Below are 12,576 nucleotides of genomic sequence, written 5' to 3'. Positions count from 1 at the left end.
CGGTCGCGCGGGACGGCGTTGTATGCCGGCATCCAGTCCGACGTAAGTGTGCCCTGATCGCCGAGTTGGCGGGCCAGCGTTTCGGGGCTGACCTCAGCCGCCATCTCGGGGGCCACCTACTTACCGTCCGCCGGACTCTGGCCGTCATTCGTATTGCCGCCCTCGTCGGAGCCGCCGCCGCCGTGCTTGTTGCCGGAGTCGCTGTCGTCCTGCGGGCCGCCGCCCGTGGCCTGAACAATCCACCAAGACCTCATCTGAACTCCTCCTCATCCGTCCCGACCGTCGCGTGGTTTGGTCTCCCCGCACTGGCTTGTGCCGCACGGAGACCTTTCTCATGAGTTCGCTGTCTGTGATGAGTCAACTACGGCATCCGAAGATCAGTTCACACAAACCTTGCACAACGCGAGCCGAAGAAGGTTCAGTTGAAGCGCTGCGCCCTATGAGGTGGAAGAGTGAGGCCATGGAGAGCACGCCCGCCGCCGGTGACAACATCGCGGTTCTGCGCAAGGCGCGTGGCATCGGCCAGGCCAAACTGGCACGTCAGATGGGAATCACCGTCTCGTACCTGAGCAAGATCGAGACCGGCCTCCGACCCGCCACGCCACCGGTCGTCGCGGCTGCCGCGAAGGCGCTACGGGTCACCACCGCGCGGATCAACGGACAGCCGTTCACCGACCCGTCCGAGCAGTCCGACCTACTCAACGATCTGCGAGGGGCGGTGCGGCGTCACACCCTGCCGAAGGAGGACACGCCGCCCCGCGAGGAACTGGCCAAGGGTCTCCAGAAGGCTGCCAAACTCCGCGCCGAGACCAAGTACCTGGAACTCCTCCGCGAGCTGCCCAAGCTGCTGGGGCAGGCCACCGCGACGGCCCTGGACGCCGGTGGCGACTCCGTTGCCTGGGGTCAGGTCTCCGACCTCTACGGCTGCGCGTACGCGGTTGCACACCGCCTCGCCCAGCCCGATCTGGCCGACATGATCGTGTCTCGCCAGCAGTGGGCTGCGCAGCGTACCTGGAACCCGGCGGCGGAGGCCGCCGCGGCATGGAACGAGGCGGGCACGTACCAGTCGGCGGGGGCGTACGACGACGGTCTCGCCATCGTGGAGCGTGCCATCAGTCAGTTCGAGGGCTCCCGATCCAGCGGGCCCGAGGCCGTCATAGTTCTCGGCTCGCTCCACCTACGCGGGGTCGTCCTGGCTTCGCGGCACGAGGACAAGACCGCCACGGAAGCTCACCTTCGGCATGCGAAGCGCTTGGCATCACAACTCCGGCAAGACCAGCTCCTTCACAATCTGACCTTCGGCGAAGGCAACACCGCCCTCTACGAACTGGCCGCGCGTATCGAGCTGAGGCAGCCGGACAAGGCTGTGGAGATGGCCGATCCCATGGTGGGAAGGCCACCCGCCGGGCTGAAGCCGAACCGCGTCGGCAGGTTCTACATCGACCTGGCTCGGGCACGGCTGGCGATGAAGGACTTGCAGGGAGCTGAGGACGCGCTGAAGCTCGCCTTCCAGGTGGCGCCGCAGATGGCCGAGATCCATCCGATGAGCCGCGAGGTCCTCCGGGTGTTGTTCATCATGCACCAGCGCAGCCGCCCCGACCTGCTGGCCATGGACAAGCGCACCGGTTTAGCCGTGTAGCGACATGCTGACCACCTTGAGCCACCGGTACCGTCACCCCCATGGACAGCAGCACCGAGCCCGCGCACGCCTCCGTCGTCGTGGCCCGTGACGCCCATGGGCTCGTCGCCCTCCTCAGTGCCGACTTTCCGCGCCACGGCGGTGATTACCTCTTCCTCCCCGGTGGCCGGCAGGAGTCCGGCGAAACGCCGGAGCAGTGCGCCCGCCGCGAACTAAGGGAAGAAGCGGGGATCACCGCTGAGGTTTGGCGCTCGCTCGGCTCCTACGCCATCACCCCTGAAGCCCCCGCCCGAGTGTCCCTGTTCACCGCCGAAAACCTGACGCTGGGACCTCAACAGCTCACCCCCACCGAACAGGACTTCAAGCTCACGTGGTGGACGCTGAGCGACGCGATCACGGCTGCTGCGGATGGCCGCTTCCTCTTGCCGGCCGGTCCGCTCGCACTGTTCCTGGCACAGCGATCACGGTAGGAGATGCCCGCTCCGGCCCACACCTTGCGGGCCGAGGCGGATGCGCATGCGCATGCGGGGACCGGGCCTCCAGGGTCAGCGTGAGCAGGCTCATCCTTGGAAGAACGCCGGGCGTGGGGCTATGCCGAATGGGCTGACATTTCGGCAGGGTGGACACCAGCCAGGCGCTCCACCGGGGGGCACCGCTGGAGCCAGGGCGGGCCGCCTCTCCAAGGGGCCCGCCTCACCCGTACCCGACCAGAGAGAGCACCATGGACGAGATCACCTTCGGCCGCGTCAGCCTGACCCTGCCCGGCCTCGATGAGCCCGGCCTGTACCTGTCGAACGTCGAGTCGCTGGAGAACGGTCGCGGCATCGTCCAGGACTTCCAGTACACCGGGGCTGATCTCCGCGCGCTGGACCTCGCCGATGTGCAGCTCCTCACGGGCCGCATCGCCGATCTGCGCGCCGCCCAGTTCCGCCTCAGTGAGGTACGCGTCAACTCGGTCGTGTTCGACACGGCCGACCTCGGAAACGCCAGGTGGAGCGACAGCAAGCTCTCCCGCGTGGTGTTCCGCAACTGCAGGGTCATGGGCGCCACGCTCGCCGGTCTGACCCTCGAAGACGTCCTGTTCGACAACTGCAGGCTGGACTACTGCACCTTCGAGAAGAACCGCGCCGTCGGCCCCGTCGTCTTCTCAAAGTGCTCCCTTACGGAAGCCTCGTTCTTCGACTGTGACCTGAGCGGCGCCGTATTCGACGACTGCGTGCTTCGGCGGACCGAATTCGGCAAGGGCCGCTACCAAGGCACGGACCTTCGCGGCAACGACTTGTCGGCCGTATTCGGGGTCGCATCCCTGTCGAAGGTCATCGTCGACCGCGTCCAGCAGGCCGACATGGCCCACGCCCTGTTGTCCGAGCTGGAGGTGACCTTCGGCGACGTCCTCGACGGCGACCGCTAGCCGCATGCCGGGAGCTGCCCGAGGCTGCCTGAGCGACCGGGCAGGAGCGGTCTGCCGGGCCTCAGCTCCGGAACGAGGGCCCGTCGTCAATGCGCGCATGGCGCGATCGGCCAATCGACCCGACAACGACCACTGACGATCCCGGCTGCCTGCGCGTGGTCCTCGTCGCGCCGCTCCTCCTGCTGACGCTCATCACTGCCTACTTCTGCTGGACGGCGCTGTCGATCCGTCCGTCCGGCCCTTGGGACGACGACGCCTACGCCGGAATCACCTTGTCGTGCGTACTCGCCATGAGTGCTGCCGGTGCTGTGACGGCGGTCTGGATCCTGCCGTCGGTTCGGCGGGCCCTTCCGTGGTGGTGCGTCAGCCCGTCGCTGTGCTGGGCATGGTCGCGGGTATGCGGTGAATGACCGGCGGCCAGGTCCTGACCGGCGGGTCATGGTTCAGAGAAAGAGTTCCCGGGCTCGACGGGCGATCTCGCCCGGCGTCAGGTCCTCCAGGTGCGTGAGGAAAATCCAGACGTGCCCGTAGGGGTCCCTCAGCATGGTCGTGCGATCGCCATGGAACTGGTCGGCCGGTGGCTGTAGCAGTTCCGCGCCGGCAGCGACGGCCTGTTGCGCGAGCGCATCGACGTCATCGACGAAGACGTGCAGGCCCACGGTGGTGCCGCCGACGGTGGTCGGTGCGCTGAAGAGTGGTCCCTCGGCGTCGCCCAGCATGATCGTGGAGCCCTGGATGCTGACCTCGGCGTGCACGATGCGCCCGTCCGGGCCGTCGATGCGGAACAGCTCTTCGGCGCCGAATGCCTTGGTGTAGAAGTCGATCGCGACGGCGGCGCCGTCGACCATGATGTGGGCGATGACAGCGTTGCGGTAGGTCTCGGGAATGGCGGTCGTGGTCATGGGAACTGGCTCCTTGGTTGGCTGCTGCCGATGACCACGAAGGTAGGAGCTCAACCATAGTTGAGGTCAAGCGTGGATCAGGTGGACGGCCGAGCAAGGCGCTGTCCGGAGCCATAGCCGGATCGCGGTGACGGTGACGGTGCCATGGAAGACGTAGGCGCGCTTGTCGTATCTCGTGGGCCCGGCCCGGAAGTTCTTGAGAGCGTTGATGGTCCGCTCCACTTCGTTCCTGCGCTTCGTCTGGTCGAAACGGTGGGTCGGCCGCCCTTGCTCCCGCGACGCCAGCGGTTGGCCCACTGAGCTTCTTCCAGTTGGCCGCCAATCGGGTGATTGCGACTGAGCGCTTCAGCGTCGAGTGGGCGGCTGCAGCGTCCGGTGTCAGCAGCTTGGTGAGCCGGGACAAGGGGCTACTCGAAGCTTGCCGGCCTGAACGCCAACCCGGCGGCAAGGCCGGTGAGCGACGATCAAGCTGTTGTCAGCCGCTGGTTCTAAGGTCGGCCCTATGACATCAAACCTGGTCCAGGACTCATGGACTCGCATCGACGCGTGGCTACGCGAGCACGCGCCCCGCACGTTTGCCACGCTTCGGCCGCCCGCAGGAGACGAGGAGATCACAGCAGCGCAACAGGAACTGGGGGTCACCTTTCCTCCGGACCTGGTCGCTTCACTCCTCCGGCACAACGGGGCGCTGGAGGGACCTGAGGCTTTCCGCTTCAGCACGGGCGACCGGCTGCTCGGAGTGAGCGGAATCCTCGGGGACACCGGGTTCATGCGCGGCATCGACCAGGGCCTCGGCGGGGAGACCGAGGGCTACTGGCTTCACGATTACGTGAAGTTCGGTTCTTACGACGTGACGTCGGACGGTCTTCTGGTGGATTGCCGTACCGGGCGGGACTCCTTCGGTGCGATCGGACGGTTCTTCGACGAGACCGGCACCAGTTTCGGGCAGGCCGACTCGCTGGGTGAGTATCTGGCCGAACTGGCCAACACGCTTGAGCGCGGCCATGACGCCGGTGTCGTCACGTTCAACGGCCGGCTGTTCTGGGAGGGGCTTCCGCCTGCCAGGCCGCAGTACAGTGCCGACGAGCCCCTTCCCGCACCGGATGAGCAGCTGCCAGAGCTGGACCTGTCCTACAGTCCCACCGACCTCCTCCATGTGAGCCACCTGGACGGGCATGAGGAACTCGGTGCGCTGATCGCAGTCCTGCCGTATGAGCAGGTGGTCGACGCCGCGCGGAAGCAGCTGCGCAGACTGGCGGTGGAAACGGGCCTGAACAACTACCCCGAGGTCAAGACAGCCCTGGACGCGTGGGAGCGCGGTGTGGCCCCGCCACAGCCGGACCAGACCGGCCCGCTCGCCTTGCGACTCCGCGCGGTGCTCGCACAGGCCGACACCGGCCGAGACCACACTCGCAGGTGGGCCGCGGAGAAGATAGCCCTCGGGATCTGGGGGTCCCCGTACAGGTCCGTGTGCGAGAGCGCGGAGACCCGGAGTCACTTCACTCTCGACTGGCGTGCGGATCTGCATGCGGACCTGGGCCATCCGCCCCTGCCACCGATACCCGACGACCGATTCTGGGGGGCGCTGCGCAACCCCGCCATCGACTCCAGTTGGTACGCGGCCCAGTACAGCCAGGATCAGGACTGACCCCAGGGGTTTCGGTTCCGGGTGAGCGCTTCATGTGGCGGTTATCGCCAGACGAAGCGCTCATTAAGGATCTTCAGCGCTGCCGCTCCAGCGTGAGGATGGCCTTGACGATTGACGTCATGCGGTTGGGACTGCACCGGGACCTGCGGAAGATCCGCCAGGACTTCAGGCTCGCGACACCGCGTTCAACGGGCGCTCGTGCTACGGCCAGCGCCCGGTTGAGGGTCTTCTCGGTGGGAGTGAGTTCCTGGAGTGGCTTGCGTTTGATGCCGGTCGTCAGCCACGGTCCTGCGCCTTGGTAGGCGAGATCGGCCAGGATGGGAACGCCCTGGCGCTCGCAGATCCGGATGATCCGGTGGGTGCGGGCGGCGGTCAGGTCGTGTGTGCGGCCCGGCAGGGCGGGCGAGAGCCACAGCAGCCGGCCGTAGGGGTCGGTGACGACCTGCACGTTCACTCCGTGGCGCCGGTGTTTGTGGGAGTAGTCGGCCCGGCCGTCGCCGACCCGGTCGCACTCGGTGAGGGTGCCGTCGAGCAGGATGAAGTCGGGATCGTGCTCGCGCAGCGTCTGGAGCAGACCCGGTGCTCGTTCGGCGAGCAGGTCGACTACTGCGCGGGTGTAGGCGTGGGCGGTGGACTCGCTGATCCCGAACCCGGCGGCGATCTTCGCCAGAGTGGTGTGCTCTCGCAGGTACACCAGTGCCACCATCGCCCGCTGAGACGGACGGAGCCTGCAGCGCCGGTCGCCCTCACGAGTGACAACCAGCATGGCGACCCACTCCACGAGCGCATGCGGCAGGTCGAGCGCGGCAGGATGGATGACCAACGAGGCCCCCGAGCAACGTGATTGAGATGTCAGACATCTCGATCAACAGCTCGGGGGCCTCGTTCGTTGCGCTTCACGACCATCACCCGATCGGTGGCCAACTCGAAGAAGCTCACTGGTCCTTCGGTGCGTAGCGGCGGTTACGGCGGGAGGAGTACGCCTTGTCGCCACCGAGATGGCCCGGGCGGGTGCGAGGATGCCCGCCGCCGATGCGGCGACGCGGGCACGTTCGAGGACTGGATCATCTGCGGGGCGTCGCCCCACTGGCCCGGCGTGATCACTCCTCTCATCGCCGTGCGCCCGCTCGTACCGGCTGGCGCGGCAGCGCCAAGAAGCACAGGACATCCCGAAACGAACCCGCCCGCTATTCAAGTTTGACTAGACTGCCGGTATGGAGAAGACGATCCCGATCCTGCCCTGCCGGACCATCCAGCCTGTGCTCGACTTCTACACCGCCCTCGGGTTCGAGGTGACCTTCCTGCAGAAGAGCCCCAACCCGTACGCGGTCGTGGAGCGCGGCGGCATTCAGCTCCACTTCTTCGGGATGAAGCAGTACGAGCCGGCCGAGTCATACAGCACGTGCTCCATCCATAGCGATGACGTCGACGGGCTGCACGAGGTCTTCCGGGCCAGCCTCAAGGCGGCGTACGGGAGAGTCCCGACCCGCGGGCTGCCGCGAATCGGGCCGCTGAAGGACACGTCGCACGGCATGCGGCAGTTCCTTGTGACCGATCCGGGCGGCAACTGCCTCCGAATCGGGCAGCAGACGAGCCAGGACCAGCACCACCGGCCCGCACCCAAGGAAACCTTTTCCCGAGCCCTCCATCACGCCTCCCTGCTCGCGGACTCGAAGGAGGACCCCGCGGGCGCCGCCAAGATCATCGATCGGGTGCTGTGCATCGAGGACGAGCGGCCCACACCCGTGCAGTTGCTACGCCTCCTCGTGCTGCGTGCGGATGTCGCCGGGCGCCTCGGTGACGAGGAGGCCGCGAGGTCCGCGCTCGCCCGGGCCGGCGCAGTCCACCTCACCACCGAGGAGCGGGAGTCGGTCCCTGACGACCTCGAACGTCTCAAGGAGCTGGGGGGCTGAGGCTGCTTCGCGAGTGCTGGTCGCGGCCACTCGTCGATGGCTGCCACGACCGGGACGATCCCGGGGCGGCACAGATGGTCCATTTTTGATGGACAGTCAGAGCTGGTCGGCCACGGCCGTGGTGAAGCGCGCCGCGAGTGCCATGACCGCGGCGCGCAGCTCTTCCCCGCCCTCGACGCGGAAGGCGAACGGCAGCCTCGCCAGCCATTCCTGGGCGTACATGGCCGGGTTGCGCGTGCTGCCGACCAGCACGCATCCCTCTCCCAGGGGTTCAAGCCGTCCCATCGGCGGCCGGATCCAGGGGGCCACCTCGGTCAGGGGGAGGTCGAACACCACGCGGGTGGAGAACTCCCATCCGACGCCCAGGTGCTCCTCCAGCACCGCCACCGGGTCGAGGTCTTCGGGTGGTTCGAACCGGTTCCCGGTCCGCCGGACCGCGCAGACCCGGTCGACCCGGTACGTGCGGATGGCGTCCACGCGATGCGAGTGGCACAGCAGGTACCAGCGCCCGTAGCGGACGACGAGGGACCAAGGATCCACCTCCGCCTCCCACTCGTTGCCGGCCTCGCTGCGGTACGTGACCACCACGCGCTGCCGGGCCGCGACGGCATCGACCAGCTCGCTGGTGATGTTCGGATCCGGCCGGGCCTCGTACGGGTCCGGTGCGGCCGACGCGTACTCCCGCAGCGTTGCCGCGTGTCGGCCGACGTTCTCCGGCAACGCCTTGACGACCTTGCCCAGGGCGGTGCCGACGAGGTCGTCGGCACCGGTCGCGCTCGGCTGACCGCTGAGTACGGCCATCACCAGGCCGAGGGCCTCGGACTGCGTGAAGTACACAGGGGGCAGCCTCGTCCCGCGCCCCAGCCGGTATCCGCCGTGCGGCCCCCGGGCCGACTCCACGGGGATGCCGGCCTCTCGGAGTATCCCGACGTATCGGCGCGCGGCTCGCTCCGTGACGCCCAGCCGTACGGCAAGTTGCCCGGCCGTCGTACCGGGGCGGGCCTGGATGATCTCCAGGGCGCGCAGCGCTCGCGCGGTGGGGCTGAGATCGTTCGGCACGGGAGCAGGCTAATCCGCTCCGCTGAGCCCCTGGGCCAGAACGGGGTCCGCGGGATTCCCCAGCCCGTGGGGCGAGGGTGGCCGGACCCGCCACCGGGCTTCGCCAATGCGCCCGGGTGGTCGCCGGACAAACCGGCAGTGGATTGTCCGGATCTCCTCCTACGGTGACAACCGTGAAGCAGAAGAAGGGGAACCGACCATGAACATCCTGCTCATCGGTGGCCTGTGGCTGAACGGATCCGTGTGGGGCGGTGTCGCCTCCGCGCTGGAGGCCCGCGGCCATCGCCCTGTGCCGCTCACCCTCCCGGGCCAGGGGGACGGCTCCGTATCCGCCACGCTCGACGACCAGGTGGAGGCGGTGCTCGCCGCTGTGGACGCGGCGCCCGGCAAGCTCATGGTGGTGGGGCATTCCGCCGCCTGCTCGCTGGCCTGGCTGGCCGCCGACCGGCGGCCGGGGCGGCTGGCCAAGGTCGCCCTCATCGGCGGCTTCCCGGCCCCCCACGGTCAGCCGTACGCCGACTTCTTCGAGGTGAGGGACGGTGTCATGCCCTTCCCGGGCTGGAGCCCGTTCGAAGGACCGGAAGCCGCCGACGTCGACGACGAGGCAAGGCGCGAGCTGGCGGCCGCCGCGATCCCCGTGCCCCAAGGCGTGGCCGGGGGCGTGGTGCGGCTGGCGGACGACCGGCGGTTCGACGTGCCGGTCGTAGTCGTATGCCCGGAGTTCACACCCGCGCAGGCCCAGGAGTGGATCAACGCCGGCGACGTCCCGGAGCTCGCCCGCGCCAAGCACCTCGACTTTGCCGACATCGACTCCGGCCACTGGCCCATGCTCACCAAGCCCGCCGAGCTGGCCCGAATCCTGGCCGCGGCAGCCGACGCGGCGTGAGGGGGTGGCGGGCCCGCACCGCATCCCGCGGCGCGGCCTCCCCGCCGAGTACGGCCCCTGGAGCCGGGCGTACGGCATGTTCCGCCGCCGGCAGCGGGGCGGTACCTGCGGCATAAGCCCGGGATCCGCTCAGCGCACCGCCCGGTGACCGGAGTTCCGCACGCGAGGTCGGCCACGTCGGCGGGCAAACCGAGGGAAGGCCCGGTGGGGCGTCAGGCGCGGCAGCGCAGCATCTCCAGCGGGGGGTTGGCGTGGAAGTCCGCCCAGAAGTCCGCGCCGAACTCGCGCACGCCCGCCTCCGACACCGTGATCGGGACCCAGGTCAGCTCGCTGAATCCGGCCGCCCGCAGCGAGTTCTCGTAGACCTCGCGGCGCGGGCGGTTGGCGACGAACGAGACCGGCGGGTCGAGCAGCGCCGTGGTGCGGACCCGCGGTCCCGTCTCGGCCTCCTCGCCGGTGAGCACGCTGCGGAAGCCGTACCTCTCCGGAGTCGGCCCGTCGAAGCGGAAGTCGGGCGACTGGTTGAGCAGGAAGAGCTCGCCGCCGGGCTTCAGGCTCCTGTGCAGGTTGCGGCACATCCGCTCGGTGGTGGCGATGTCGTCCGCGTAGTTGAGCAGCTGGACCGCCAGGCCGATGTCGAAGCGCTGCTCGAGGGGCCGCAGTTCGGACACGTCGCCCACCTCGTAGCGCACACCCAGCGGATCGCGCTCCTCCAGCGCCTGTGACACGGAGACCATTTCGCCGGAGATGTCGATGCCGAGCACCTCCGAGGCCCCGCGCCTCTTGAACTCCCTGCTGTAGAAGCCGGTGCCGGAGGCCAGGTCGAGGACCGACTTGCCCCGTACGTCCCCGACCATGGCCAGGAAGCTGGGCACCACCGCGTACTGCTCCAACGGCAGGGCCTTGAACCCCTCGTACGCCTCACCGATCTCGTCGTACTGCTGCACGCTCATCGTGCTGTCCTCCCCGTGCTTCCGCATGTCCTTCGGCCTCGGCCTCCCGTCCCCGGGGCACGCCGCGGCCCGTGGTGGGCAGTCTCTCCACATCCCGGCGGACCGCCGTACTGGCAGAACCCACAAAGATCCGGACACCGTCCCGGCCTCATGCACAGGGCCCGCGTTTAATCGCTGGTGTGCGGCTCGGCGGGCCTTGTACGTTGGCGTCGCGACCGCGCCTCCGGTGCGCTCGGCTGCGGCTACTTCCTCTGACATCAAAGTGACGCCGCCGCCCCTTTTGATCTCGGCAGGCGCGGGCGTCTTCGCCCCGTGGGACCCATGGGCCCGGGGCCGTCCCATCCTTTGAATCCGGGGGGATTCACTGCCTCGTCACACCCCACGCGTCTCCAAGATCTGGTCCGAGATGCTCGTGGCCCCGCATGTCGCGGCGACCGCTCGCTCCCTGCCCGCACCTCAGCACCACCACCGGCCCGCCCGGCGGGACTTCCGCAGCTACCCGGGCGGCCCGGCCTTCGTCCGGGAGCCACGCGAGGAACTCTTCCTGCTCGCAGTCGGCAACTTCGTCTCCCAGCAGACCTTCTACGAGAGCGGTGAGGAGCGGGACGACCGGTACACCCGTCTCGTCGGTGAACTCGCCGTGCAGGACCCCGTGTGGACGGCCGGTCTGCTGCGCTGGCTGCGCGGCGAGGGCAACATGCGCACGGCGTCCCTGGTGGGCGCCGCCGCCTACGTGCGGGCCCGGCTCGACGCCGGGGCGTCCGGAGGTCCGTCCAACCGGTCCGTGATCGACTCGGTGCTCCAGCGCGCCGACGAGCCCGGCGAGCTGCTCGCCCGCTGGATCCCGGCGTACGGGCGGAACGTGCCGCAGCCCGTGAAGCGGGGCATCGCCGACGCCGTACGCCGGCTGTACACGTCCCGGTCCCTGCTCAAGTACGACACCGCGTCCAAGGGCTTCCGCTTCGGCGACGTGCTCAACCTGGTGCACGCCTCCCCCGACCCGGACAAGCCCTGGCAGGGCGCGCTCTTCCGGTACGCCCTGGACCGCCGCCACCACCCGGAGCGGGCGGTTCCGCCGGCCTCCGACCACCTGCTGACCGCCCACCGGGCGCTGATGGAGTCGGCTGTGGACGAGCGCCGGGCGGTGGTGACCGGGCCGGGCGGCTCCGAGCGGCTGGCCGAGGCGGGCATGACGTGGGAGGCCCTGGCGGGCTGGCTGCACGGACCGCTGGACGCCGCCGTCTGGGAAGCCGTGATCCCCACGATGGGGCCGATGGCGCTCCTGCGGAACCTGCGGAACTTCGACGAGGCGGGCGTCTCGGACGACGTCGCGGCCCGGGTCGCCGCACGGCTGTCCGACGCCTCCGAGGTGGCCCGGTCCCGGCAGTTCCCCTTCCGCTACCTGGCCGCTCACCGGCACGCGCCGTCGCAGCGCTGGGCGGCCGCGCTGGAACAGGCCCTCGCACACTCGCTGGCCAACGTGCCGTCGCTGCCCGGCAGGACCCTGATCCTCGTGGACCGGTCCGACTCCATGTTCTGGGACACCGTCTCCGAGCGGTCCACGCTGACCCGGGCGGACGCGGCCGCCGTGTTCGGCACCGCGCTGGCCATGCGTGCCGAGCAGGCGGATCTGGTGGAGTTCGGCTGGCACAGCAAGGCCGTGCCGTTCCAGCCCGGAGAGCCGGTGCTGGAGGTACTGAAGCGGTTCCACGATCTCGGAGGCACCTACACCGCGAAGGCGGTGCAGAAGCATTACCGGGAGCACGACCGGGTCCTGATCGTCACCGACGAGCAGGCCGCCCCCTACCCCTACGGCCCCGGCGGGCCCGGCGGGCCCGCCGAGACGGTCCCGGCCGACATCCCGGTCTACACCTGGAATCTGGCGGGGTACCGGCCCGCGCACGGCCCCACGGGCCCCCACCGGCACACCTTCGGCGGCCTCACGGACGCCGCGTTCCGGATGGTCGGCCTCATCGAGGCCGGGCGTGAGGCCGCTTGGCCGTGGACCGCCGATCCGGCCTGATTCCCCGGCAGCGGCCTGATCTCCCGGCAGCCCGGAGCCGCCGATCCGGAGGGGCGCCCATGGCGACGGCCCGCCGGTCGGCCGGCGGGCCGTCAAGTGTGGTGCGGGTCAGGCCGCTCGTGGCATCACGCGGGCCTGACGA

Annotated in this window: 12 protein-coding genes and 2 pseudogenes; 8 read left to right on the top strand and 6 right to left on the bottom strand. The window is 69.1% G+C overall.

Annotated elements, in window-relative coordinates; genetic code table 11:
• The first annotated feature begins 460 nt into the window (after window positions 1-460).
• From ABEB09_RS21855 to ABEB09_RS21840, 4 genes are all read left to right on the top strand, one after another.
• Entirely contained in the window at window positions 461-1,639 is a 1,179-nt protein-coding gene (locus ABEB09_RS21855) for a helix-turn-helix domain-containing protein (RefSeq protein ID WP_345691604.1), read from the top strand.
• 41 nt (window positions 1,640-1,680) lie between these two features.
• Entirely contained in the window at window positions 1,681-2,109 is a 429-nt protein-coding gene (locus tag ABEB09_RS21850) for an NUDIX hydrolase (protein ID WP_345691603.1), read from the top strand.
• A 251-nt stretch (window positions 2,110-2,360) separates the two neighbouring features.
• Window positions 2,361-3,050 carry a pentapeptide repeat-containing protein gene (locus tag ABEB09_RS21845; protein WP_345691602.1) on the top strand — a complete coding sequence of 230 codons (690 nt, stop codon included), beginning with the start codon at window positions 2,361-2,363 and terminating at the stop codon, window positions 3,048-3,050.
• 89 nt (window positions 3,051-3,139) lie between these two features.
• On the top strand, window positions 3,140-3,460 hold the full coding sequence (locus tag ABEB09_RS21840; RefSeq protein WP_345691601.1) for a hypothetical protein: 321 nt from the start codon (window positions 3,140-3,142) through the stop codon (window positions 3,458-3,460).
• Between the two features lie 33 nt (window positions 3,461-3,493).
• On the opposite strand, the gene ABEB09_RS21835 is transcribed toward ABEB09_RS21840, so the two are convergent.
• Both ABEB09_RS21835 and ABEB09_RS21830 read right to left on the bottom strand, forming a co-directional pair.
• Entirely contained in the window at window positions 3,494-3,952 is a 459-nt protein-coding gene (locus ABEB09_RS21835; protein ID WP_345691600.1) for a VOC family protein, read from the bottom strand.
• 66 nt (window positions 3,953-4,018) lie between these two features.
• Window positions 4,019-4,251: pseudogene (locus ABEB09_RS21830) on the bottom strand (hypothetical protein); the annotation flags it as partial.
• 203 nt (window positions 4,252-4,454) lie between these two features.
• Here ABEB09_RS21830 and ABEB09_RS21825 point away from each other — a divergent pair.
• Window positions 4,455-5,600, top strand: coding sequence for an SMI1/KNR4 family protein (locus ABEB09_RS21825; protein ID WP_345691599.1), 1,146 nt, complete (start codon window positions 4,455-4,457; stop codon window positions 5,598-5,600).
• Window positions 5,601-5,673: 73 nt separating this feature from the next.
• On the opposite strand, the gene ABEB09_RS21820 is transcribed toward ABEB09_RS21825, so the two are convergent.
• Complete coding sequence (locus tag ABEB09_RS21820; RefSeq protein WP_345691598.1) at window positions 5,674-6,423, bottom strand: transposase family protein; 750 nt, start codon at window positions 6,421-6,423, stop codon at window positions 5,674-5,676.
• Between the two features lie 115 nt (window positions 6,424-6,538).
• Window positions 6,539-6,737, bottom strand: a pseudogene (locus ABEB09_RS35010) (IS5/IS1182 family transposase); the annotation flags it as partial.
• Between the two features lie 77 nt (window positions 6,738-6,814).
• On the opposite strand from ABEB09_RS35010, the gene ABEB09_RS21810 reads away from it, so the two are divergent.
• Window positions 6,815-7,513: a bleomycin resistance protein gene (locus tag ABEB09_RS21810; protein WP_345691597.1), complete on the top strand. Its 699-nt coding sequence runs from the start codon at window positions 6,815-6,817 to the stop codon at window positions 7,511-7,513.
• Window positions 7,514-7,609: 96 nt separating this feature from the next.
• Here the strand turns inward: ABEB09_RS21810 and ABEB09_RS21805 are convergent, their stop codons facing one another.
• Window positions 7,610-8,572: a helix-turn-helix transcriptional regulator gene (locus ABEB09_RS21805; RefSeq protein ID WP_345691596.1), complete on the bottom strand. Its 963-nt coding sequence runs from the start codon at window positions 8,570-8,572 to the stop codon at window positions 7,610-7,612.
• A gap of 199 nt (window positions 8,573-8,771) precedes the next feature.
• Between ABEB09_RS21805 and ABEB09_RS21800 the strand changes: the two genes are divergently transcribed.
• Window positions 8,772-9,458, top strand: coding sequence for an alpha/beta fold hydrolase (locus ABEB09_RS21800; protein ID WP_345691595.1), 687 nt, complete (start codon window positions 8,772-8,774; stop codon window positions 9,456-9,458).
• A 212-nt stretch (window positions 9,459-9,670) separates the two neighbouring features.
• Here the strand turns inward: ABEB09_RS21800 and ABEB09_RS21795 are convergent, their stop codons facing one another.
• A complete protein-coding gene (locus ABEB09_RS21795) occupies window positions 9,671-10,411 on the bottom strand; it encodes a class I SAM-dependent methyltransferase (RefSeq protein ID WP_345691594.1) in 741 nt (246 codons plus the stop codon).
• Between the two features lie 406 nt (window positions 10,412-10,817).
• Here ABEB09_RS21795 and ABEB09_RS21790 point away from each other — a divergent pair, with 406 nt between their 5' ends.
• A complete protein-coding gene (locus ABEB09_RS21790) occupies window positions 10,818-12,434 on the top strand; it encodes a TROVE domain-containing protein (RefSeq protein ID WP_345691593.1) in 1,617 nt (538 codons plus the stop codon).
• Window positions 12,435-12,576 lie beyond the last annotated feature (142 nt).

It is taken from the genome of Streptomyces coeruleoprunus, assembly GCF_039542925.1.
Lineage (GTDB): Bacteria > Actinomycetota > Actinomycetes > Streptomycetales > Streptomycetaceae > Streptomyces > Streptomyces coeruleoprunus.
The sequence above is the reverse complement of the archived record's forward strand: the minus strand, read 5'-3'. Positions and strand labels throughout refer to the sequence as shown.